Consider the following 23,881-nt stretch of genomic DNA (forward strand, 5'->3'; position numbering starts at 1 on the left):
ATCAACGTGTTGAGTTTTTGAGCAACCTTCGCCAGTTCAACGAGCTTTAACGTTTAACTACAGTGTAGGGAATAGCGGTAAAATGAAAGCGTCACTCCAGCTCAAAATGGGTCAACAGCTCACTATGACTCCCCAGTTACAACAGGCCATTCGCCTGTTACAACTGTCTTCTTTAGAGCTGCAACAAGAGATCCAACAAGCATTAGATTCTAATCCGTTACTGGAGCTAGATGAAGAGCAGTCAGATGGCGATATGATCAACGATGAAGATCACTCTGTAAATGACTCTAATAGTGAACTCACCCAAGATAGCGCAAGCGTTGACACCTCCGAAGCCCTCACCCAAGATTCCATGCCCGATGACCTGCCTATGGATACCACTTGGGATGAAGTCTACACCGTTTCCTCTAATGCTAGCTCAGGCGTAAGTCGTGAAGATGACATGCCATTCCAAGGCGAGACTAGCGAAGGCTTATATGAGCATCTTGAGTGGCAAAAGAACCTCACCCCATTTTCAGATAACGATCTTGCTATCGCCACCGCGATTATTGATGCGATCGATGAACGAGGTTATTTAACCCAGAGCTGTGACGAAATTCTCGAAGCGATGGGCGATCCTGAAACTGAACTCGATGAAGTCGAAGCCGTTTTAAAACGAATTCAACATTTTGATCCTATCGGTGTTGCCGCCCGCAACTTAAGTGAATGCCTACTTATCCAGCTAGCACAATATGCCGCAGATACACCGCACATTGAAAATGCAAGATTACTGATTAAAGACTATTTAGACCTTATTGCGGGGCGTGATTTTAGGCAGTTAATGCGTAAAACCAAACTCAAAGAGGATGATTTACGTGAGGCGATCACACTGATCCAAACTCTTAACCCAAGACCTGGGCTTGCCATTGCACGCAGTAAAGATGAATACGTCATTCCCGACGTGTCTGTCAGCAAGAAAAAAGGTCGCTGGGTGGTAGAGCTAAATCCTGACTATATGCCTAAGATTAATGTTAATCAGCATTACGCATCAATGGCGCGTAGCACAACGAATCAGGCCGACGGTCAATTTATCCGTGGCCACCTGCAAGAAGCTAAGTGGTTTATAAAGAGCCTGGAAAGCCGCAACGACACCTTATTGAAAGTGACAAACTGTATCGTCAAATTCCAGCAAGGCTTTTTTGAGTTCGGTGAAGAAGCCATGAAACCTATGGTACTCAATGACATTGCCGAAGCTGTTGAAATGCATGAATCTACCATTTCACGTGTTACCACACAGAAGTACATGCACACCCCAAGGGGCATTTTTGAACTAAAATATTTCTTCTCAAGCCATGTGGGTACCGACGATGGCGGAGAATGCTCATCGACAGCAATTAGGGCATTTATTAAGAAATTAGTCGCAGCTGAAAACCAGAGGAAACCGTTAAGCGATAGCAAAATGGCCCAGCTTCTGGCTGAACAAGGGATTAAAGTTGCTAGACGTACGATTGCAAAATATCGAGAAGCGATGCTGATCCCGCCCTCAAACCAACGTAAGAGTTTATAACTCAAAATTAGGCACATGGAGGATCGATAATGCAAATCAACCTGACAGGACATCACATCGAAATCACCGATTCACTACGCGGTTATGTAGAAGAGAAATTTACAAAGCTTGAACGACATTTCGATCAGATCAATAATGTGCACGTTATTTTGAATGTACAAAAAATGCAGCAGATTGCCGAAGCTAAAATTCACCTTAAAAAAGGGGAAGTATTTGCTATTTCGGAACATGCAGATATGTATGCTGCAATAGACTCCCTGATCGATAAACTAGATCGTCAGGTTATTAAACACAAAGAGAAGCTGACTAAACACTAACGATGGAACTAAGTACCATCCTGCAGCCGGAGTGCACTACCTGCGCCACTCCGGGCAGTAAGAAAAAAGTACTGGAGTTAATCAGTGACATTGCCGCTGTCCAGTACCCAACCCTTTCTTCACAAGAGATCTTTGAAAGTCTCTTGGCACGAGAGAAAATGGGTAGCACGGGAATAGGTAATGGTATAGCGATTCCTCATGGAAGGCTGTCGAATATAGAACGTCCAGTTGCAGTATTAGTTAAATGTGAAGTTCCTATCCCATTTGACTCATTCGATAAGCAGCCTGTCGATATTCTATTTGCTTTATTGGTGCCATCTGATCAGTGTGAGCAACATTTAGCAACACTGTCTTGTATGGCTGAAAAACTCAACGATAAAGCGGTGGTTAAGCAGTTGAGAAAGACCAGCAATGAATCAGAACTATACCAAGTCATTACCCAATAGCTAACTACTCAGGTCTTTAAGTTATTTATTTTTTTACACAAAAGGTAAATGATTTAAAGACCTAAGTAATTATTACAGCAATATTATTTATTCTTATTCACCCGCTCAACTTCTTGCTTTCAGCCTTAAAAAAGTTAATCTATACACTTACACAATATAACCACAAAAATCATACATTTTGTTTAATGTCTATCAGGTAATCATACGATGAAGCTTGTTTTAGTCTCAGGTCGCTCCGGTTCAGGTAAGTCCGTTCTATTAAGAATGCTAGAAGATCTCGGCTATTATTGTGTCGATAACCTGCCCTTGCCAATGATGGGGACCTTACTCAAAGAGCTATCGGGTAACACTAAGCTTGTCGCCATCAGTGTCGATATTCGTAACCTGCCAGAAAAGAAAGATGAGCTGGTTAAGCACCTCACTTTTCTGCCTGATGGGGTCGAGTTATTAAGCTTTTTCCTTAACTCAAGCGATGAAGTGCTACTTAAACGTTATAACGAGACCCGTCGTCTGCACCCTTTATCGCACGATAACATTTCGCTTAAAGAGGCCATTGCGCTAGAAGGTCGCTTGTTAGAGCCGCTAGCCAACATTGTCGATCATTATATCGATACCTCAAATCTCAACATTTACGATCTTAATGATCAGGTGCGTGAGATCCTACTTGGCAATCTTGATAAAGAGTTGATGATCAACTTCGAATCGTTTGGTTTTAAACATGGTATGCCAACCGAAGCTGACTTTATGTTTGATGTACGATTTTTGCCAAACCCACATTGGGAGCCCGACCTGCGCCCTATGACTGGGCTCGACCAACCAGTACAAGATTTCTTAAATGAACGCCCAATGGTCAACCTGTTTATTAAACAGATTGAAGATCTACTCGAAACTTGGTTACCCGATCTAGAACGTAACAACCGTAGCTACCTTACCATTGCGATTGGCTGTACCGGTGGCCAACACCGATCGGTTTATATCACTGAGCGCCTTGCTGCTCACTTCAAAGATGGCAAACATAAAATACAAGTCCGCCACCGTGAGCTAAAAAATGCCGACCATTGAACGTGAAGTTACCATCTGCAATAAACTAGGTCTTCACGCTCGCGCTGCCACAAAACTCGTTGTTTTAGCCTCCGAATTTGATGCTGAGATCACCATCATTCAAGGTGAGAAACAAGCCTCTGCTACAAGTGTACTAGGCTTATTGATGTTAGAAACAGGAATGGGAAAAACGGTACAACTCGTTGCAACCGGGACAGACGCCCAAGCAGCGCTCGATGCCATTTGCCAATTAATTGATGCCAGATTTGATGAAGATAATTAATTCGTTATTTTCCTAATGAATTTCCTAGCTACCGCACATAAATACTCTTGAGTTACGTTATGATAAGCGCCTTTAAAACGACCCAGTGAGGGAGCTATGCCGATTGAAGTCTTAGATAATCAAACAACTGACCAACGTCTCAATCAGCTGACTCAAGCATTAGGCAACGGTATGTTTGTCCACGTCCGCAACATGTTGCAGGATATGGCTGCAACGGACATTGCTTTTATTCTCGAATCTTCTCCACCTCGTACTCGTCAAGTGCTATGGCAACTGATTGACCAGGAACACACAGGTGAAATCCTCGACGAACTCGGTGAAGAGCTTAAAGACAGTCTCATTGCTCAGATGAGTCCAGAGCGCGTTGCAAAAGCCGCCGAAAACATGGACACCGATGACTTAGCCTATATTTTGCGAAGCCTGCCTGACAGCATCTTTAAGCAAGTTTTGCAGTCAATGACCAAGCAAGATCGCGTGCGTGTCGAACAAGCGCTGTCATACCCTGACGACACTGCTGGCAGCTTGATGAATACCGATACGGTTACCTTAAGGCCAGACGTCAATATCGACGTGATTTTGCGCTACTTGCGGATCCGCGGTGAACTTCCGCAAGCCACAGACATGCTATATGTGGTCGATAAACAAGACAGCGTGTTAGGTGGTGTACGTATTGCAGATCTGCTGACCTGTGACCCAAACGCCTCAGTACGTGAAATAATGGTGTCGGATCTTGAAGGGATCCCTATTGGCATGTCTGACAGCGAAGTGGCGCAGCTATTTGAACGACATGACTGGGTGTCGGCCCCCGTTATCGACGCTGACAACAAGCTACTTGGCCGTATTACCATCGATGACGTGGTCGACGTTATTCGTGAAGACGCCGAACACTCTATGATGGGCATGGCAGGTATGGACGACGATACTGATACCTTTGGTCCAGTATTAAAAAGTACCTTTCGCCGCTCACTATGGTTAACCGTTAACTTATTCGCGGCATTACTCGCGGCATCAGTCAGTAATATGTTCGAAGGCACGATTGAACAATTTGCCACGATCGCGATTCTGATGACTATTGTTCCCAGTATGGGCGGCGTTGCTGGTAACCAAACTTTAGCTCTGGTTATTCGCGGTATTGCCCTTGGCCAAATCGGTAAAAGCAATTCTCGCTGGTTGATAGGTAAAGAGCTCGCCATTGGCTTCCTCAACGGCTTGCTGTGGTCTGTTCTCGTTTTTGTCGCTGTATGGATATGGAAAGGCGATATCGCCTTGGGAGCCTTGATTGCTGGCGCTATGCTCATCAATATGACGGTAGCGGGTCTTGCAGGGGCAACGATCCCTCTTATGCTAAAGAGGATGAACATAGATCCTGCATTAGCAGGGGGGATGGTATTAACCACTGTCACCGACGTGATTGGCTTATTTGCCTTCCTAGGCTTAGCCACGATTTTCTTACTTAACTAGTTATCAAGTTCGTTATCAAATTAGTTATTAAAGACTAATCAAAAGGCCGCTATTGCGGCCTTTTGATTACAAATCCTATTGCTTTAATGGGGCATCAAAACCGTAGTCAGCGAGGATCATTTGCCCGGGTTCAGAGAGAATATACATCGCCAGTTTCCAGGCATCTTGTTGGGCATCATCGAGTACAATCAAACCATAATTAGCTCCAACACTTAAAGGCTCAGGCAGCTGAACAACTTGCAGATCTTTGACCTCTTTCTGAGCCAGCACCGCATTGGTGCAATAAGTCAAAAACAGATCGGCGCGTTTATTTTCCATCACCCAAGCATAGGTATTACGGCCTTTAGGCGCTTTTGCACTGTTTTCACCACCGGTGAGCTGCAATGCTTTGGCTTCTAGCTTAGCCGTCGCTCCAGCCTGTAAGTGGTCAGCCTTTGCAAATATTTTCCAGGCGTAGTCACCTGAAGGATCGGCTTTGGGCGTTGAGGTACCTAATCGCACGTTAGGATCAAGCATCGCAGCTAGCACACCCTCGCTGTTGATCTTGACACTCGGCTGAGCAATGGCACACATCTGATTGCGCGCAAACATCACTACGCTACTGCCCTTCCCCCCAGCTTGTAATGCTTGTGGGTGCTTCATATTGGCAGAGGCAAACACGTCTGTGTTTTCACCTGACTCTATACGCTTAAGTAATAATCCTGACGGTCCAAAATCAGCATGAACGGTTTGCTCACTCGCTGCCTGATAGGCACTAACAATATCATTCATAGCATTTTTTAAACTGCCTGCCGCTCTCAACTCAATGGGGTTAGCATTAACAGCAAAAGGTAAGCTTAGAAGTGAAACTAGCATCCATTTTTTCATCATTTTTTCCATTATCAATATTCGTTTTTAAATAAAGGCACTCATTTTAAGCAATGACAAATCATCTATAACCAAATAACAATACTTGCCTTTTAGCAAACTATCTTTAGTTGCCAAACCCGAGAGTTCAATCACGGTATCATTAGGCAGACAAGACAAAAAGTCTCATCCCCCCCTCATATTACTGCCGCCATAAATCATAGCAGTCTTAGAGACCGACTTTAGCTCAATTTCATATATTGATAGGAATAAATAACACCGACACGACAGCAGGTTAGGACATAAAAAAAGCCACTCAAGAGTGGCATTAATTCAACGCATTAACGATTGCACGCTATGCGTTTGGCATCGGGCTTAAAATAATCTCTACACGACGATTTTCAGCGCGACCTTGTTTCGTTTGATTCGAAGCAATTGGCTTTGACTCACCCATACCATGTGAAGCAACTCGCTGCGCTGGTACCTTTTGATGAGTTAAGTAGTTCGCCACCTCACTCGCACGCACTTGCGATAACCTTAAGTTATATGACTCGGCGCCAGAACTATCAGTATGGCCCATTACATTTAACTTGGTTTCATCATATTCAAGCGCGACCAACACAACGCTATTTAGCACTTGCTGAGCACGCTGACTTAAGTCCGTTTGATCGACACCAAACGTCACGTCATTTGGCATATTAAGGATAATGTTATCACCGCTACGTGTCACACTGACACCAGATGATTGCAGCTGCTTACGAAGCTCAGCTTCCTGCACATCCATGTAGTAACCAATACCGCCACCTAATGCAGCGCCCGACGCAGCACCGATCAATGCACCTTTACCGCGATCGTTTTTACTTGAAGACGCAACGCCAATCGCCGCACCAGCAATAGCACCAATCAGGGCGCCGTTGGTCGCTTTAGCATTTTGAGATTCGTTGGAATAAGGATTAGTTGTTTGACAACCAGACACCATCATGGCGGCGATAAGGCCACCAGCAAGATAAGAACTACGCTTTACGCTCATTTGAACCACTCCCAACCACTTGTGTGAGTCACAAAAGCGGCCACTTATAAGTTGTATTTGCAAAGCAGTATATAAACCACAGCAAATTAGACAATGGACTCGCTTGTTAAGTGATTCAAAATCGAGCAATTAACACTGAATTAATAGCGTAGCCAATAGCCTCTGCCGTAGCGCAGCTCTGCTGTCCCCCGACATATCTACGCACCAATATAGTGCGCACGCGCACCATTTTTGAGCAAGATTTCGCAGGTTCCATGCATAACAGTAAGCTCGGCAAATTTAACCTTATGAAATGTAATGATTTTAAATATATTGCGGCTTTGGCATATGTTAAGCATATATATTATTGAGTATTCACAGACACTAAAAAAATAATAACAAACTCTGTTTCGTGAGTAACGACAAGGTCAAGCTAGACAACCTTGCCATGGGAACTCCGTCACCACGCTCAAAGACGTCCAAACCACTGATGTTTTAACATTAGAACTTAAAAAGAGAATGCCGATGGATGCTATGAACCTGAACCTTAAAGTTATCAACGAAGTCAAAAATAACGGCCGTTTGTTATCGGACGTTGCTAAAGATTATGGACTGTCGACAAAAACCGTTTATCACATTATTCATGAAAATGAGCGAGGTTCAAAATCAACTTCTTTGCCCATTATGCAACAGACCAAACAGCTCGCTTTACGTATAAAGCAGCTACTCGGTCGTCGTTAAATTAACAGGCTGTACCCTGTTAAAGCAGAGGCGGGAAACACTATTTTTCGCCCCAACGAAATCAAAAAATTAACGCGCTAACTCTATTCAAATAAAATACGCTTAATGTGATTTTCGCCTCTGCACCCCATCATTAATCCATTAGCAACTATTGAAAGGTTGTCAGTCGATAGCCCAGAGACTCATCATCATCTTTGTTTAGCACCATGGTGTAATTCCCCGCTTGACTAAATTGCACAACATCTGACTGATACAATAAAGTTAATGTGTCATTTTCATCTTCAAAAACCACACTAATTTCATAGTCATCAGAAGGTAAGCTAATCACGCCTAGCTCAGTGAACTCGAGTCCTGTAAGCTTGTATTGGGCAGACTCAATCGTCTCGCTTGCTCGTACAAAATAGATCATCAATTCGTCAAAATCAGAGACCAAATTGGCCAAACTAATCTGGTGCTCATAGGCTCTTGGACGATGATCGTGACTGATGGTCATGCCATTGGTTTGGCCCATTTCATCTTCATACAATAAAATGGACTTGCTTTCGTCTTGATTGAAGGTCACCAATAGATTATTTGCAAGAACAGCGTTCGTTGTACTGTCGACAATACTCACGCCATAATCGTTATAGCCAATGTCCTTAAATTCTGTGAGTTGGTTTTGATTCAGATCATAAAGATATTGCGACTCTTCGTTACTCACAATCTGCGCATTGATTGTATGAGTCGCATTTAACCCGTTAAAGAAGCGAAACTCTGCATTAGCATCAATATTTGCATGCGTTTCAGGCGTCCCTGTAGAATCAACATTATCGACCGTCAGCTTAGGAACCCCAGGGCCAAAGCTATTGCGAATAATTAATTTATACACAGTGTTAGCATTCAGTTCGAGTGTCGCGGTGGTATAAATTGGTACTGTTTCCCCGCTTTTAGTGAGGTAGAGTACATATTCTCCGGTATCGTACATCTGCTCAGTGGTGTGCTCTTTGTAATTAAGAGAATCAAGCATTACTGCTGAGCCAAACTCCTCACCTTGTTTGGCAAAATACAGATCAAAACTGGGCTCTCCCATCGCAGCATGTGCAACTAACACCTGCATCTTACTGTAATCACCACTTTCATCATCATTAAGCTCATCCATTTCGCTACGGTTATAGTTAATATCGACAAACTCGGGCTCGCTATAATCTCCAACTAGCATAAAAAGATGGTTTTCAGTGTTACCCAACTCAACAATCGACTGATAGAGGGATTGCTCATCATTTGTCGCATCAAACCCTGTAATTTCTAACTCTACGTTCCCCGTCAGATACTCATATCTAGGCATAGTATCGGCGTATTCAACGTCGGAGTATGGATAGTCATCCAATACTAACCTTGTCGCAGTGCTATTTGGCGAAGCATTATAATATTGGATATAACTACTGTTGCTGCTTGATTCATTATCATCAGAGCTACAGCCTGCCATGCTTAGCAATACTAATGACAAACCAGCGCCTGCCCACCGTGTAAATTTCATTTATCTTCCTTAACTAATTAGCAATAAGTGCGTTACTTATGACACTCAAAATACGTCAAGAACTGTCAGATTGTGAAATGAACAGCAAGGCTTTGAATAGCTTTGTAAACTTGTGTGAGTTTTCGAAAATATGCCTGTAAAACGGCAAGATTGAACAGATAAATGGTCAGGAAACGCATTTCAGAAACAAAAAAGCAGCCTTACTAAAGCCGCTTATTTATGGGGTAAATATCAATCGGACGAGCTAACTTGCCAATAACACTCTAAATTGATTCGCGAGTTTCTTATCGTCTTGTCGACCATATTTGATCAACAGATCCTCTCGACCATCACCGTTAAGATCTTCTGTCTTTAACATGCCACCTTCGACAGGGAGTTTAAGCTCATGCTTTTGTGCGTCACGGCTAAACAAGCTATCACCGCGCTGGCCTAAATAGACTTTCAAGGTCGACTCATCATCAGACAGCAACAGATCTTTTAAACCATCACCATTGAGATCGGCCAGCTTCACCACTGGGCTACCGGTTTGTCCCGAGCTCAAACTAAAATTAAGCTCTACCTCTTTAGTGACGTTTGAGTCATCACTAAAACGACCATTCGCGTCCATCTTAAACAGATGAACATCTTGGTCTATACTGCCCGACAGTAATGCGCCGATAATTTGCGACACTCCAATATCGAAGCCAGCAACCATCACTTCATCTTTATCGTCATTATCGATATCGATAAACTCCAAGCCCGTTAATGTCCCCTCAGCCCTAACAACACTGCTAGCCACCTTCGGGAAAGCTAACTTTCCTTGCTTGTTTTCCCCCAGATAGATCTCATAATCGTTAACTCTATCGAACACGCCGCTGCTCTTGGTATAACGGATCACCATATCGGTGATACCGTCATTATTGAGATCTTTAAGCTCTTCGACTTTGCGGTACACCAGCTCACTTTGATCTAATTGCTCTCCATAAGCATCACGCTTATTCCACCAGTCAATTCCGCTGATAGGCTGGCTCACCGAAATAAACTCAGCAATAGGATCAAAGCCCCGAACACCTTCTGAAGTATTTCTACGTTCTAGGCTTTGAGCTTCGACTTGAGTTTCATTTTTGGCTTGAATTCTCGCTTGAGCTTTGCTTTGAACGCTGCTTTGAATTTTGACTTTAGCTTGAGCATTGGCTTGAGTTTCTATGCCAGCTTGAGTCTGCTTATAAACTTCCAGCTCCCCCTCACCAATTTTGACGATATCGACCAAACCATCGAGATCAATATCACTGACATAAAGTGTAGACTGAGTATAAGTCGCGCCATCATCAAACAAACGAGACTGAGGTTTAATCGGCAGAGTTTGGCGCACAAAACCTTGTTCTGCGGCCAAGAAAAGATGTACTTGATTAAAATCATGGATCAAGATGTCATCGCGTTGATCGCCATTGAGATCCTGAATAAACTCGCCACGACTAATAAAATCGGGCCGATCTTTAAATGACAGAGAATCGATGTTAGCCACAGCTTCAATCTGCAATTGTCCGACACGATCATTATTAACCAATACTTGCAGCTTATCTTGAGAAAGAAAATATAGCTGCTGCAGTTCACCAGCCTGATACTGCGTGATATCAAAACTGTGCAGCATTTGAGGCAACTCAAGCTTAAAGGCCAGCGTATATTGACCCTGTTCGAGTTTATAGATAGCCATCCAGCGATGGCTCAAGCCATCAACGCCAAATGCAACTAACTCTTTACCCGGTTGCGATAACAGGTCGGCAGCGATAATCGGGTGAGTTAACTCAAAAGGCGCGTTAATGGTAGATTCGGTAAAGCTCAACGTCGAATTAGCACTAACATTGAATGATAAGCAGCCCCCGAACAAAGCCGAGGCCGTAATAAATCCTTTGCAAACTGACCTCATATTGAAGCGCTCCATACTGTCCCTATCTCATCATGATTATCCTGTCTCTGAAACTAGCGGTTTTCCCAGCAGAGTAAAACCACTAGTTAACAGTTTGTAACATAAGGAGCCGCTAATTCAGAATTAATCAGCTTTAACGCCTTTAAAGCTCCAATAGTTAGCGCCTAACCAATTAATTATCAGTCCAGCCAACACGCCAGAGGCAAAACTAATAAAAGTGTTTATCGCCCCCCAGCCTAGGAGAAAGGTCAATAAGTAAAATACCGATAGGTTTAACATCGCAGCGATACTCCCCACCGTCATAGACATAAACAGTTGGCGCATATGGGGGGCTTGATGACGCCCCCTAAATGTCCAGTATCTATTCACAAACCACGACAATATTACCGCAGCAGCAAACGCAGCGACTCTTGCTGGGAGCAAGGGCAATGCGAGGATGGTCACTAGCCCAAAAAATACGCTTGCATCGAAAATAAATACGCCGCCACCAACAATAAGAAAACGTAGTAGCGGTTGGTTTTCGAGCCCCAATGAAGCGCGCTTTGACGGCATATTCATGCTTAACGACGATGGCACTTGAGCAGCCCTCGATATTTATTACTCGCCACTTTAACGCAGCGAGAAAACGCTGGTTCAGTCAGCTTTTCATTGCTTAAAACGAGATAAAAAGTGCTCTCACTAACTTGCTTCATACTGTTGATTTTGGCCGCTTGACCAGCACTGTAAAAACGTGCTGAAAACGGTTGTTTCTGCCAATAATATGTTGCTAATGCATCGCTACGCTGGGCCAATAACCAGCGCTCACTCTTGTCTTTTCCTGCTCCAAAATGAAGTACAAAAGTGGTGGCCACCAGCAATACGGGAATACATAGAGCAATAATATTTAATCCCGGTAGTTTGCTCTTACGCCACGCGTATCCAAGCAACAAGGCTAAAGCTGGGATCCCAGGTAGCACATAAGCCGGAAGAATATTGCCTGCTAAAGTAAATAGCAGCATAGGAGCGATCATCCAGCAGACTAAATAGCCCACAAGTCCACAGGCTGGCTCACTAGCCCCCTCTTGAGTTTGCTTACCTTTAATCTCTGTCGCTATTTTGTAGAACGCTCTAGGTAAAAACAGTGACCACGGCATGGCAGCTACAACGAAGTAAAACCAGATAGTTCCTCTCACTTCATCATGAGCCGAGCCATATAGATCTCCTTTCCAGCCGCTATCAACAAATCTAGACCAGTGCTCTCCCACAAGAAAATAGTTAAGGAATCCTGGCGTTGCCTGCTCTGCAATCACATACCAAGGTAGCGCGATGGCTAGCATTAACAAGGTGCCTGTTAACAATGGAGTACGCTGCCACAATTCTCGCCACATTCTTATTGGCCCATATTGCCATAGCAGCCACAGGCCAACTCCTATCGAAAACAACACCAAAGCCACAGGCCCCTTGGCAAGTAAACCAATAGCTAACCCAATAAAAGCCAAATAGCCCCAGACTTTGCCCCCTTGCCAGCACAGATAAAATCCGCCCATAGCGAGGGTCAGCCCAAGGGTGAGTGCCATATCGGTCATCACGGCCCCCGCACTGATGGTAAATACCACAGTAGAAGCTAAGATAATCAATATTGAAATAACTGGTAGGCGTAGCCGTTTCGCAAAGGCTGCCACGACAACCAGTGTCAACATCGCTGCCAACCAATGGGGAAAGCGTACCGCAAACTCGTTAACCCCGAATGCCAATATCGATCCCGCACTCAACCAAGTGTGCAGTGGCGGTTTCCCCCAGAAGGGAACATGATAATCAAACAACGGGGTCACCCAGTTCCCCGTCTCTACCATTAAACGGGCCATCTCACCGTACCGTGCTTCGGTAGTATCCATGAGTGGATACCAAGGCAATAGCAGCAGTCGAGTTAACACCACCAATAACAGTACAGTAATACCTTTATACATATCCCGAGTCTTGCCTACCTCACAAGCCTGAAGCATTACTTGGCCTCCAGGTAACTAACATTATCTTTTTGTGCTCCATTAAAGGAAGGAGCCTGGAGGGGTCTCGCTTTCACCTGCGCTAAGGATTGCCTGTAAGCCACCTCTTCGATTAAATACAGTGGTCTTTGCTTTACTTCAACAAACACCCTGCCAAGATATTCACCAATTAAACCAAGTGCGAGCAGTTGCACCCCGGCAAGCGCCAATTGCACCACCATCAAAGACGGGTAACCCGCAACACTTTCGCCAAAAACAAGCGTGTTCGCCACGATCCAGCCGCCATAAATAAACGCACTCAGTGCAGTAAATACTCCGCACCAAGTTGCGAGCCTTAGTGGTTTAAAGCTAAAAGATGTAATGCCGTCCATCGCTAAACCAAATAACTTGCCATAATTCCATTTCGTTTCACCAACAAAGCGTGGATCACGGTCAAACTCTAAGGTCTTTTGTGAGAAACCGGGCCAGCTAAACAAGCCTTTCATAAAGCGGTTACGTTCCGGTAGCATCTTAATACTGTCTACCACCTGACGGCTCATTAGCCTGAAATCACCCACGTTTTCGGGCACTGGTGAATCTGAAACCCAATTCATCAGTTTGTAAAAACAACCTGCAGAGAAACGCTTAAACCAAGTCTCTCCCAAGCGCTTTTTACGTTTCATGTTGACTATCTCATACCCGGCGCGCCACTGCGCTAACATAGCAGGGATCAGCTCTGGCGGATCTTGCAAGTCAGCATCAAGCATAATCACCACTAACCCTCTTGCATGATCAATACCTGCTGACATCGCTGCTTCTTTGCCAAAATTACGACTCAATTTAATACATTGATATTCGTTATCAACCAGAGGTAATTGGCTCACGAGTTGCCAAGAATCATCATGACTGCCATCGTCAACAAATACGATTTCACTGCTATCATCAAGTTCAGATAACACCTTAGTTAATCGCTCAATTAAGGGAGTAATCATAAGAGATTCATTAAATAACGGCACTACAACTGACAAGCAAATCTCAGCACCACTCAGGTTTTTATGGGATGAATAGTAAGGCATAAGTTTATCCAGCTACTACGAATGTGTTCGTAGCATGCCTAACCTCAAGTCGAAAAAATGTCATTGACATTTTTTCGACATAAAAAGTGCTAAAATCACCGCATATACAGCAGTAACAACCCTATAGATAATGACAATAAAATTACTGATAATTGAAGATAACAGCGATGTTGCAGGGATCCTCGGCGATTACTTTGAAGCGCAAGGAATGGAACTCGATTTTGCCGACAATGGTGAACTTGGACTGTCACTTGCACAAGCCTTCGATTTTGATGCGATTATTCTCGATCTGATGCTGCCAAAACTCGATGGATTAAGTCTTTGCAAAGCACTCCGCTTACTAGGGTGCAGCACCCCCATTTTAATGCTTACCGCGTTAGATAATAAAACCGACTTACTCAACGGTTTTGATTGTGGCGCCGATGACTACTTAGGCAAACCTTTTGATCTAGATGTTGTCGATGCTCGCTTAAAGGCATTGATAAAGCGACATCGTGGCCAAGTGGCTCAAGGCAGCTTAAAGTTTGGCGATATTGAAATTAACATCGCCAAGCATCAAGCAACGCGACAAAAGATGCACTTAGCGCTGACACCAATTACCTATCAAATTTTGTTACTGCTAATCAAAAACGCGCCTAATATCGTAAAACGTGAGCAGATCATTGAGGAAATATGGGGCCAGTCACCACCCAGCAGCGATATATTACGCAGCCATATGTATCAGCTTCGCAATCAGTTAGATAAACCATTTAAACAGCCCATGCTCGCCACAATACCGAAGGTAGGCTTTCGGCTACAAAAAGGAGAGGAGATTTGATACATCGCCTGCTCCACAGAGTCCCATCGGCATCGAGTTTGCCGCATAAATTGCTACTCTATTTTAGTACCATAGCCTTATTCATCGGACTATCCATCTATATCTCTATGCTAAGCCTGATGCAGTGGATTGAAGATGAAGTGAATCAACATGAACTAGAGGCAAGCGCGCCTTTTGCCATAAGCCTATTTCAACAGGGGGCTAAGCAGCCGCTAAAAATTGGCTTACATGTACAAGCCTACTATTCCCATGAGCTCATACCTGAGCAGTATGGCGATTTAAGCCAATTTCCCAGAGGATTTTCAGGTGAAGTCGTCGATCGTGAGGCAGCAGGGATATTGCACGAAATATTCAGCTTCAAGCTTTTTGAAGATGACTCTCTTAGCCAACATCAAGAGATCTTCTTATACCGCAATGAATTTAAACTAGATGGAAAAGTACAGCCGCTGTACTTAATTATGCCTGCGGAAAATGTTGAGTTGAGCGATAGCAAGTGGCAATCAATAAACCTATTTGTGCTCAGCTTTATCTGCGTACTTTTTTTGTTATTTGGCTTTGCCATTCATAAGCTCAGCCGCCGCTTAGTTGAACCCGTGGAACAATTGAGCAAGCAGCTCAAGTCTCCCAGTAAGCACCCTAAGTTTACGGTCCCAGCACAATCTGCGACAGAGTTTAGCGAACTCGCCCATAGCCTAAACGACTATCGTCAGCAAAATGAGATGATGATAAAACAAGAGCAAGCCTTTGCCCGCTACGCTAGCCATGAGCTGCGTACCCCGCTGACAGTGGTTTGTGGAGCAGCAAAGCTGCAAGAGCAAAATGATTCTCCTGAGTTTCAAGCACGCCAACGAGACCGCATCCAACGTTCAGCCCATGATATGCAGCACACGGTCGATGCCTTATTAAGCTTAGTCAAACAAGATAAAGGTACTGAAAGTCACGATTTTAGAGCACTGCAACTCAAAGAAATTGAGCAGGTTATCGCGTCTTTATCACTGTTAGCCGAGTCAAAGCAAATTGCGCTGCTGCTTGATTTTAAACAATCTCCCCAGATCAAACCTAGCCCTGCCGTACTGCGGATGTTACTTAGTAACCTTATCAGTAACGCCATCAATGCTAGCGACGCTGGTGAAATAACAATTTGTGTCGATAAACACCAAATAGAAATAACCGATACCGGTCGCGGGCTGAACTCCTCTGAAAATAACGGTATAGATGGACATGGATTGGGGCTGTTAATTGTCGACAGCTTATGTCAGCGCTATCAGTGGCAATTTAGCTTAGTGGATATCAAGCCTCGGGGTTGTCGGGCAAGTTTAACCTTTCCAGCCGCCTTAGCATAACGGCGCATACTTGCGCCGTTAATGACTTGTTCGTGTAGCAAGTCATTATCGGTATAACTATTTGGTTTACAGCCTGGTTCATTCAATCGCAAGTCATTTTATTACAGATCTCTTTCGCAATACGCCGACTAAAAATCACCGACAAATGCAAAATAATGATGAAGCTTTTGTTTTCAGCAACTCGCCAACAAGAACTAGAGCTGGGTACAATCGTAAAATCGATGGGCGTCCAGTAAGAATAGAGCTTAACCCCAGCTAAAAGGGTTTCAGACTCGGCAAGTTCAGCAAGCAAGCGACTATTAGGCCTTAGCTGCTTAACGCCCATAGAAGGGTATGGTAGGTACGCTAAATAGCTGCCATTGTGAGGCGTCGATAGGCTAAAGAACTGACTCACTCGCCGAGCACCGCCTAGATGCTGCAAGTAATAACGCCCAACAATGCCTCCCATGCTAAAGCCGACTAACACTATCTCGGCGTCAACACCAAAATACTCATCAATTTGTTGCCTCAAATTTTGGGCGGCATGCTCAATACCATGGCGGCCATCAAAAGGGCTAATCGTTGGCGAAAAGCACTCATGCCCAGAGGCTTGCAGTCTTTTTTGCAGCAAGCGCATCACATGACCCGTATTAAAAATACCATGTACTAACACCACTTTCATCCGCTTACTCCCTAGCTAGACTCAATGACAACGTAGCACTTTCAATGCTTATTTGTGCGTCAATTTCCTATCCGAGTCAAATCTTATCAGCCCATATACTCATACTAATTGGTATAAGTCACCAAAGCCTTACTCTCATCGCCTTAGCTTTAAGATTGAGGGTATTTATTAATGCAATTTTGCTATCATTGACTGTCACCTCTGACCGTATTTCAAATGAGCCCAATATTTATGTCGGTAACTACATCGAACCCAACCGCTTTATCCGTTTCTCAAGCATTGAGCCAAGCCATTGCCAAGCGAGCTGATTTCTTACAGCGCTCTGCAGCGCAGCAAACTGATTGTTACCGTATCTTCCACGGTACGGTTGAAGGCTGTAATGGACTCAATATTGATCGTTACGGTAATGCATGGCTCATTCAAAGTTTTCACCAATCACTGACTGAAGATGAGTTAGCAGATGTGACAGAGCAGCTGATGGTGCTAGCTGAACAACCGGTGATCTATAACGATCGTTCAGATAAGAACTCTCGCGTACTGAACCCATTAACTGAGCAATTGCAAGAATTCGCAACCAGCGAACAACAGATGCAAGAGAATGGCATTCAATTTACCACCAAGCTGCGCCATGAAGGTCAAGACCCACTGCTGTTTTTAGATATGCGTATCGGCCGTGAATACGTTGCAGCAAACAGCCAAGGTAAGACGGTACTAAACCTGTTTTCTTATACTTGCGGTATCGGTACTGCGGCTGCAGTAGGTGGTGCTAAGCGCGTGGTTAACGTCGATTTTTCTTCTTTCGCCCTAGCCGCTGGCCGTAAAAATGCAGCCTTAAACCAAGCTGAGGATGTATGTGAATTTATTCAAAGTGATGCTTTTCCTGCCTTACGACAATTTGCAGGCCTTAAAGTGGGCGGTCGCCGCAACCAAAAGCTGCCCTCTTATCCAAAACTGAGTGCGACTCAATTTGACTTAGTGTTTCTCGACCCACCAAGATATGCCAAGAGTGCATTCGGCATTGTCGATCTCATTAATGATTACCAAGGCTTATTTAAACCCGCACTATTAACCACCAAAGCTGGCGGTACTATCGTGTGCTGTAACAATGTCGCTAAAGTTGACCGTAATACATGGTTTGAAAGCTTAGTGCGCTGTGTTGAAAAGCAAGGCCGAACAGTCACACAGTACACCTGGTTAGACTGTCATGCAGACTTTCCCTCATTTGATGGTAACCACCCATTAAAAATCGTAGCGCTGCAATTAAGCTAATACCTCTAAACCAGCTATAAACCAACCCTAAAAAGCGGCCTTAAAAGCCGCTTTTTAACCATCTATTAACCTATCCCCACTCAACCACCTATAAGTAAGCATTAACTTAAAAATAATAACCTACCCCTTGTCCCCTGAGGCTTCGCTATATAACATCCATTTAAAAGCGAAAAAAAGATAAAACAAAGCTAAAGCCATCAAAAGATAAATAAAGCAAAATCATAAAGATAGAGCAATAAAATCCGCAAAATACGTTTTTTATCAGTCCGTATATAAATTAAGCTTTACTTTCTATATTAAAAGCATAAAATCCGCCTCCAAAGACCAACACTCAAACTTTAATAACTATCAATCTATAGGAGATAAAGGTGGACATTTCTGCCTGCAAACCACACAAAAACAGTACGTTCGTACCTGTTGCTGGTTTATCATTTTTTGCTGTCGCATCTGGCTTCTTAATGAGCCTTATCCCATTGTCATTAGCGTCATTTGGCATGGATAACTCATTGGTGGCGTGGTTAGCGAGCATCTTCTATTTGGGGATTTTAGTTGGTACAACTTGCATTCAAACTATCGTGGCTAAAGTCGGCCATCGATTTTCTTTGATGCTGTTTTTAGCCATGCTCACCCTAACCATCGTCGCTATGCTCGTCATGCCGACACCGACAGTTTGGTTAGTTGCAAGATTTATAGCAGGCTTTGCAGTAGCGGGGGTTTTTGTTGTTGTTGAGTCTTGGCTATTAATGGCTGATAACGCCAAGCAAAGAGCCAAACGCTTAGGACTGTACATGACCTCCCTTTATGGCGGTAGTGCACTTGGACAGCTGGCGATTGGGCCTTTAGGTGTTAATGGCGTCACCCCATTTTTATGGGTCATTGGCTTATTGATGTTGGCTATCTTGCCACCTCTTTTAGTCAAAAGAGGTCAGCCAGAAACACTAGAGCATCAAAAGATCAGCTTACGTGAAGTCAAGAAGATCAGCCTGCCTGCGATTATTGGCTGCCTTGTATCTGGCATGCTGTTAGGTCCTATTTACGGCCTAATGCCAAGCTATATTAATGGCCAATTTGCCAGTACAGAACGTACTGCGTTTTTAATGGCAGTGATTATTCTAGGCGGAATGCTAGTGCAGCCTTTAGTGAGCTATTTATCGACGAGGATCAGTAAGAGCCTGCTAATGGCATTGTTTTGCCTATTAGGTACTATCGGCATCGTCGGCATCGCCGATAGCGCATCTATCGCCTTTACAACAGCAAGCTACTTTATACTCGGTGCTAGCTGCTTTGCGCTATACCCTATCGCTATCACACTTGCTTGCGAGTCGATGGTGCTAGAAAAAATTGTGGCGGCAACAGAGTTAATGCTACTGAGCTACAGTGTCGGTTCGGTATTTGGCCCTATCATTGCTGAGCACAGCAGTAGCTCGGCGCACTCGTTGATCACCTACCTAGCGGTAGTATTAACGACTACGTCTATTTACATGCTGATTAAGAGCCTGCAAAACACCCGTAGCGGCCACACACCAGCTATTGGCTAATACCTAGCGTAAAATGCGATAAAAAGCGCAGCGAAAGCTGCGCTTTTGCTATCCAGCAACGCAATAAAATATCCCCTCCCAACTAAAGGGCGATTTTTTAGTGAAAAACCACTAAAATGCGCACTAGATGGCTATGTAAATTCGGTTATCGAGAATAGTCAGCATAAATTGTCACCTTCGATGTAGAGTACCTATCAGTGAAATGCGCCCACTTTGATCAACAACAGTGTCTATCTTGCCGCCATATTCAGCAGCCTATGTCTGCGCAAGTTGACGCAAAAACACAAGTCCTAACCCAGCTTCTTAGTGACTTTGAGGTTGAGCAATGGCATGCCCCTGTATTTGGGCCTGATAGTGGATTTCGTAATAAAGCTAAAATGGTCGTTCTGGGCGCCGCACACCAACCTATTCTAGGTATTGTCACGCCTTCGGGGGCACCTGTGAGCTTATGTGATTGCAGCCTATATCCTGACGATATGCAGCAGTTACTGCATCGACTTGAGTTGTTTGTACGCCAAGCAGGGATCCCTCCTTATAATGTTGATAAAGCTAAAGGTGAGCTTAAGTTTATTTTGCTTACCCGCAGCCAAGTCAAAGGTGAATATCTGCTGCGTTTTGTGCTCAACTCTCATAAATCTATCGAACGTATCGAGCGTGAACTCCCTAAATTAGTCGGTGAATATCCACAGATAAAAGTGGTTTCGGTAAATATTCAACCAATACATATGGCGATCCTCGAAGGTGAAGAAGAGATCTTCTTAACTGAAGAAACCCGCTTAGCCGAACAATTTAATGATGTGCCTTTATTTATTCGGCCAAAGAGCTTCTTCCAGACTCACCCTGAGGTCGCAGCAAAACTCTATCAAACAGCCAGAGAGTGGGTTGCCGAGCTTAAGCCCAACTCTTTATGGGATCTTTTCTGTGGTGTGGGTGGTTTTGGCTTGCACTGCGCTGCCAAAGACATTGCTCTAACTGGCATTGAAATCTCAAGCGAGGCCATTGCCTGTGCCAAGATATCGGCAGAGGCTATGGGGCTAACCCAAGTCGACTTTACTGCACTGGACTCTACTGATTTTGCTCACGGGCGTGATGCCAATGATAAACCCGATGTGGTTATCGTCAATCCGCCGAGACGAGGCATTGGGCAAAGCCTATGTGACTCATTATCTATGTTTGCCCCCAAGGCCATTCTGTATTCGAGCTGTAATCCACACACTTTGGCTAAAGATTTAGCCAATATTAAGGGCTACCGAATTCAAAAAGTGCAACTGTTCGATATGTTCCCCCATACCGACCATTTCGAAGTGTTGGTGATGCTGCTAAAAGAAGCATCACTAGATAATCATCGATAAATTAATAACATATGACCCATGTCTCAAAAAATAAGATATGGGGTAAGCAAATGCGACCTGATTCAAGTAAATGCGACATATTGTCCGTGACAGATACTAATTTGCCAATAAGAACTTTATAATAACTCCTTTATTATTAAGGATATACTTATGAAAATCAGCGCACGTAACGCCCTAAATGGTACAATCAAATCAATCGATGAAGGTTCAGTAAACAACGAAGTTGTTATCGAACTAGCACCAGGTGTTGAAATCACATCTGTTGTAACTAAAAAATCTTGTGAGCAACTAGGTCTAGTTGTTGGTGGTCAAGCATACGCGATCATCAAGGCAAGCAACGTAATGGTTGCTGTTGACTAAGCAATGGCTTAATAAAAAGCCGCAAACACGTCTGTGTTTGCGGCTTTTTTGTATCTTGATTTAGGTTTAGATTTAGGTTTAGATTTAGATTTAGATTTAGATTTAGATTTATACCCATTCCAGCGAGGAAATTACAATCCAAACAAAGCCGTTATCGCGCCGATAATAATCAGCGATACGCCGGTTAAGATCATATATTTGACTCGGGTCGCCTGCTTGTAAGCTAACAATCCCGCATACTGAATATCAATATTCTCTGAATTTTCAAAGCCTCGACTCAAAGTCCAGGTAAATAGCGTCATACGGTCAAAAGAAGACATAAAGCTGCCTTGAGATCCAAGTAATGCATCCCATTGCGCTCTGTCATGCTGCTTCAGCACTCGGTTAAGTTCTGGTAAACCCATAAAGGCAAGCCCCAGAAACATGATGATAAATCCCATTGCTATCACAGCCATAACGTCCTCCTTTGACGAAATACTGTTCTAAGATGGGATATTTTTCTAAAAATGTAAAGCGCTCAATTTGCATACAATTAAATACAAAATATCCCATAAAACCAAGTCACCTACTTTATGCTTCTAAAGCCTGCATATTGCACAACGCCTTGTTGGGCATTTACGCTCACTTTTTGAGGGATTTTGAGCAACCTTGAGTCTAGACTATGACCTGCACTCGGTGTTGTACTGCAGCCACAACCACCACTCGCTCCGCCACAGCAGCCGCCTTTCTTCTCATGGTTAAGTGATGCGCGCCCTTGACTTGCATCCACTAGACGACGATTTAAATCCTTTGCTGTGTAAATCAGCTCCGCTAAATCAAGCGAGTTATCCGCTTTACTTACGCTAATGCCCGCATCAAGTAATTTGCCCAACATGCGCTCGCCAATATGCTGCACTATCACGATATCGGCTTTATGCTCGATAATGAGGTTTAACATGGCCTTTTTAGCACTACAACCGCCATTAACCGCTGGGTTGCCATAACGAGCAATTAACTGCTGCTCATCATAAAAAGCGATTTCAGCGGCCTTGGTAAAGTGAGTAGCCAAACGATCTCGACTCATTGGAATTGCGATTATCATGGTAAATCCTTCTTCATGTTCTGAGGGAGTAAAAGCGCCTTTCCTTGAGTGACGGCTGTAGCAACCTTCTTGCGGGCACTCGCCAATAAATAACCGAATGTTTGCCTAGAGATCCCCATTGATGTCGCGGCATCGAGTTGACTCATTTTCAGTACATCACCTAAATTTAATGCTTCAAATTCATCAGCTTCTAATTGAATTTTTTCAAGTTCAGTCGATGCAATGCCATTGGGTTTAAATAAGCTACATGGCACGCAGCAGGAAAGATGACGACACTTCTTGGGTCTAGGCACTGTAAGGCTCGCTTCGATTAGTGGATTTCGCTTCTACTGTTGTCAGTCACCGATGAGTGACGGCTGACATTATTGGCCTACGCCAACAACCTGATTATTAGACATCTGTTGCAGGTAAACTGTGGCTAAACTCACACTCAAAAATATTCAAACAGGCTAAATAATGCTTACTTATAAAAGCGTTACCTTAACTTTTGCAGTACTGACTTGGCGTATTCCCAAGGTGCTGTTTAAAAAAGCTAATAAATGCGCTATCACTGGCAAAGCCCAGTGAAAATGCGACTGTCGATACACTCTTACCCTCAGCTAAGCGTTCTATCGCGGCTTGCAAACGCCATTGCTGCCGCCAAGCCTGATAACTCATGCCTGTTTCTTTGCTAAAGATCCGTGAAATAGTTTTCTCACTGGCGCCAATCTCACTCGCCATCAACTTAAGCTGCTCTGCTTGATGCTTGCCTGCGTGTAGCTGCTGTAGCCAATGTTGTAAGCGCTTATCAGCGGGCATAGGCAGTGATAATTTTATCTCTTTAGCCAAATTGAGCTCTTCAATAAATAAGGCGATAATCGCCGCTTGCTGCTGACTTGGCATATCCCAAGACCACTTTGCCATTCGCTCAATCAAGGCCCCAAGTAGCGGGTTCACCCCTAGCAATTTAACCGTTTGAGGAAGCTCAGGAAAAACCTCAATATCGAAATAGATAGAACGATAGGCCACCACGTTACGCATCTTGGCGCAGTGCTCTACTCCAGCCGGGATCCAAGCAGCCTTTGTCGGTGGCAGCACACATTGACGCTTAACTAATCCCGCTTGGCATAACGTTATCGACATACATCCGCGTGGTGCATACAACAGCTGAGCTTTTTTATGGGAGTGCATTCCCGAATCATGCTGGCCCACATCGGCGGCGATACCAACAACATTCGCCACAACACGGTCTGCATCAAATCTGGTTTCATGATCAATTAATGCCATAAACGCTTCTGTCCGATTTTAGCTGTTTTTAGTCTTTATTATTGT

General features: G+C 44.0%; 25 protein-coding genes. 13 read left to right on the forward strand and 12 right to left on the reverse strand.

The annotated features are described in order from the left end of the window. Positions 1-82: 82 nt before the first annotated feature. From ACVBIK_RS06820 to mgtE, 6 genes are all read left to right on the forward strand, one after another. Positions 83-1,546, forward strand: a complete 1,464-nt coding sequence (locus ACVBIK_RS06820; RefSeq protein ID WP_447159639.1) for an RNA polymerase factor sigma-54 — start codon at positions 83-85, stop codon at positions 1,544-1,546. Positions 1,547-1,575: 29 nt separating this feature from the next. Continuing rightward, positions 1,576-1,863 (forward strand): ribosome hibernation promoting factor, encoded by a 288-nt coding sequence (gene hpf / locus ACVBIK_RS06825; protein ID WP_447159640.1) that lies wholly within the window; start codon positions 1,576-1,578, stop codon positions 1,861-1,863. 2 nt (positions 1,864-1,865) lie between these two features. Further along, positions 1,866-2,309: a PTS IIA-like nitrogen regulatory protein PtsN gene (gene ptsN, locus ACVBIK_RS06830; RefSeq protein ID WP_447159641.1), complete on the forward strand. Its 444-nt coding sequence runs from the start codon at positions 1,866-1,868 to the stop codon at positions 2,307-2,309. A 207-nt stretch (positions 2,310-2,516) separates the two neighbouring features. Continuing rightward, positions 2,517-3,371: an RNase adapter RapZ gene (rapZ, locus tag ACVBIK_RS06835; RefSeq protein WP_447159642.1), complete on the forward strand. Its 855-nt coding sequence runs from the start codon at positions 2,517-2,519 to the stop codon at positions 3,369-3,371. Then, positions 3,358-3,633 carry an HPr family phosphocarrier protein gene (locus ACVBIK_RS06840; protein WP_447159643.1) on the forward strand — a complete coding sequence of 92 codons (276 nt, stop codon included), beginning with the start codon at positions 3,358-3,360 and terminating at the stop codon, positions 3,631-3,633. Before rapZ ends, ACVBIK_RS06840 begins: the two co-directional genes overlap by 14 nt. A 96-nt stretch (positions 3,634-3,729) precedes the next feature. Next, positions 3,730-5,094 (forward strand): magnesium transporter, encoded by a 1,365-nt coding sequence (gene mgtE, locus ACVBIK_RS06845; RefSeq protein ID WP_447159644.1) that lies wholly within the window; start codon positions 3,730-3,732, stop codon positions 5,092-5,094. A gap of 75 nt (positions 5,095-5,169) precedes the next feature. On the opposite strand, the gene ACVBIK_RS06850 is transcribed toward mgtE, so the two are convergent. Continuing rightward, positions 5,170-5,961, reverse strand: a complete 792-nt coding sequence (locus ACVBIK_RS06850) for a molybdate ABC transporter substrate-binding protein (protein ID WP_447159645.1) — start codon at positions 5,959-5,961, stop codon at positions 5,170-5,172. A gap of 334 nt (positions 5,962-6,295) precedes the next feature. Further along, entirely contained in the window at positions 6,296-6,970 is a 675-nt protein-coding gene (locus tag ACVBIK_RS06855; RefSeq protein WP_447159646.1) for an OmpA family protein, read from the reverse strand. A 504-nt stretch (positions 6,971-7,474) separates the two neighbouring features. On the opposite strand from ACVBIK_RS06855, the gene ACVBIK_RS06860 reads away from it, so the two are divergent. Next, a complete protein-coding gene (locus ACVBIK_RS06860) occupies positions 7,475-7,690 on the forward strand; it encodes a transposase (RefSeq protein ID WP_447159647.1) in 216 nt (71 codons plus the stop codon). Positions 7,691-7,838: 148 nt separating this feature from the next. Here the strand turns inward: ACVBIK_RS06860 and ACVBIK_RS06865 are convergent, their stop codons facing one another. From ACVBIK_RS06865 to ACVBIK_RS06885, 5 genes are all read right to left on the reverse strand, one after another. Continuing rightward, a complete protein-coding gene (locus ACVBIK_RS06865; protein WP_447169347.1) occupies positions 7,839-9,206 on the reverse strand; it encodes a hypothetical protein in 1,368 nt (455 codons plus the stop codon). A gap of 244 nt (positions 9,207-9,450) precedes the next feature. Next, positions 9,451-11,112: an FG-GAP repeat domain-containing protein gene (locus tag ACVBIK_RS06870; RefSeq protein ID WP_447169348.1), complete on the reverse strand. Its 1,662-nt coding sequence runs from the start codon at positions 11,110-11,112 to the stop codon at positions 9,451-9,453. 123 nt (positions 11,113-11,235) lie between these two features. After that, a complete protein-coding gene (locus tag ACVBIK_RS06875; RefSeq protein WP_447169349.1) occupies positions 11,236-11,688 on the reverse strand; it encodes a GtrA family protein in 453 nt (150 codons plus the stop codon). Further along, positions 11,673-13,058: an ArnT family glycosyltransferase gene (locus ACVBIK_RS06880; protein WP_447159651.1), complete on the reverse strand. Its 1,386-nt coding sequence runs from the start codon at positions 13,056-13,058 to the stop codon at positions 11,673-11,675. Before ACVBIK_RS06880 ends, ACVBIK_RS06875 begins: the two co-directional genes overlap by 16 nt. Before the next feature lie 35 nt (positions 13,059-13,093). After that, positions 13,094-14,149: a glycosyltransferase family 2 protein gene (locus ACVBIK_RS06885; RefSeq protein WP_447169350.1), complete on the reverse strand. Its 1,056-nt coding sequence runs from the start codon at positions 14,147-14,149 to the stop codon at positions 13,094-13,096. Positions 14,150-14,279: 130 nt separating this feature from the next. Here ACVBIK_RS06885 and ACVBIK_RS06890 point away from each other — a divergent pair, with 130 nt between their 5' ends. Continuing rightward, positions 14,280-14,966: a response regulator transcription factor gene (locus ACVBIK_RS06890; protein ID WP_447169351.1), complete on the forward strand. Its 687-nt coding sequence runs from the start codon at positions 14,280-14,282 to the stop codon at positions 14,964-14,966. Next, entirely contained in the window at positions 14,963-16,309 is a 1,347-nt protein-coding gene (locus ACVBIK_RS06895; protein ID WP_447169352.1) for a sensor histidine kinase, read from the forward strand. The genes ACVBIK_RS06890 and ACVBIK_RS06895 overlap by 4 nt, the downstream gene beginning before the upstream one ends. A gap of 82 nt (positions 16,310-16,391) precedes the next feature. On the opposite strand, the gene ACVBIK_RS06900 is transcribed toward ACVBIK_RS06895, so the two are convergent. After that, positions 16,392-16,970, reverse strand: coding sequence for an esterase/lipase family protein (locus tag ACVBIK_RS06900; protein ID WP_447159655.1), 579 nt, complete (start codon positions 16,968-16,970; stop codon positions 16,392-16,394). Between the two features lie 231 nt (positions 16,971-17,201). On the opposite strand from ACVBIK_RS06900, the gene ACVBIK_RS06905 reads away from it, so the two are divergent. The 4 genes from ACVBIK_RS06905 to ACVBIK_RS06920 all read left to right on the forward strand — a co-directional run bounded on the left by ACVBIK_RS06905 (position 17,202) and on the right by ACVBIK_RS06920 (position 21,489). Further along, a complete protein-coding gene (locus tag ACVBIK_RS06905; RefSeq protein ID WP_447163236.1) occupies positions 17,202-18,239 on the forward strand; it encodes a class I SAM-dependent rRNA methyltransferase in 1,038 nt (345 codons plus the stop codon). Between the two features lie 368 nt (positions 18,240-18,607). Continuing rightward, a complete protein-coding gene (locus ACVBIK_RS06910; RefSeq protein ID WP_447159657.1) occupies positions 18,608-19,777 on the forward strand; it encodes an MFS transporter in 1,170 nt (389 codons plus the stop codon). A gap of 197 nt (positions 19,778-19,974) precedes the next feature. Further along, the gene (rlmC, locus tag ACVBIK_RS06915; protein WP_447159658.1) at positions 19,975-21,129 is read left to right on the forward strand and encodes a 23S rRNA (uracil(747)-C(5))-methyltransferase RlmC; all 1,155 of its coding nucleotides are present in this window, start codon (positions 19,975-19,977) and stop codon (positions 21,127-21,129) included. Positions 21,130-21,279: 150 nt separating this feature from the next. Continuing rightward, positions 21,280-21,489, forward strand: coding sequence for a TOBE domain-containing protein (locus ACVBIK_RS06920; protein WP_447159659.1), 210 nt, complete (start codon positions 21,280-21,282; stop codon positions 21,487-21,489). A gap of 131 nt (positions 21,490-21,620) precedes the next feature. Here the strand turns inward: ACVBIK_RS06920 and ACVBIK_RS06925 are convergent, their stop codons facing one another. The 4 genes from ACVBIK_RS06925 to ACVBIK_RS06940 form a co-directional block, all read right to left on the reverse strand. Then, the gene (locus ACVBIK_RS06925) at positions 21,621-21,944 is read right to left on the reverse strand and encodes a hypothetical protein (protein WP_447159660.1); all 324 of its coding nucleotides are present in this window, start codon (positions 21,942-21,944) and stop codon (positions 21,621-21,623) included. A gap of 110 nt (positions 21,945-22,054) precedes the next feature. Next, a complete protein-coding gene (locus tag ACVBIK_RS06930; protein WP_447169353.1) occupies positions 22,055-22,570 on the reverse strand; it encodes a NifB/NifX family molybdenum-iron cluster-binding protein in 516 nt (171 codons plus the stop codon). Beyond that, complete coding sequence (locus tag ACVBIK_RS06935; protein ID WP_447159662.1) at positions 22,567-22,863, reverse strand: DUF134 domain-containing protein; 297 nt, start codon at positions 22,861-22,863, stop codon at positions 22,567-22,569. Before ACVBIK_RS06935 ends, ACVBIK_RS06930 begins: the two co-directional genes overlap by 4 nt. Positions 22,864-23,050: 187 nt before the next feature. Then, entirely contained in the window at positions 23,051-23,836 is a 786-nt protein-coding gene (locus ACVBIK_RS06940; RefSeq protein WP_447163238.1) for an AraC family transcriptional regulator, read from the reverse strand. Positions 23,837-23,881 lie beyond the last annotated feature (45 nt).

This window comes from Shewanella sp. 125m-1 (genome assembly GCF_052977065.1).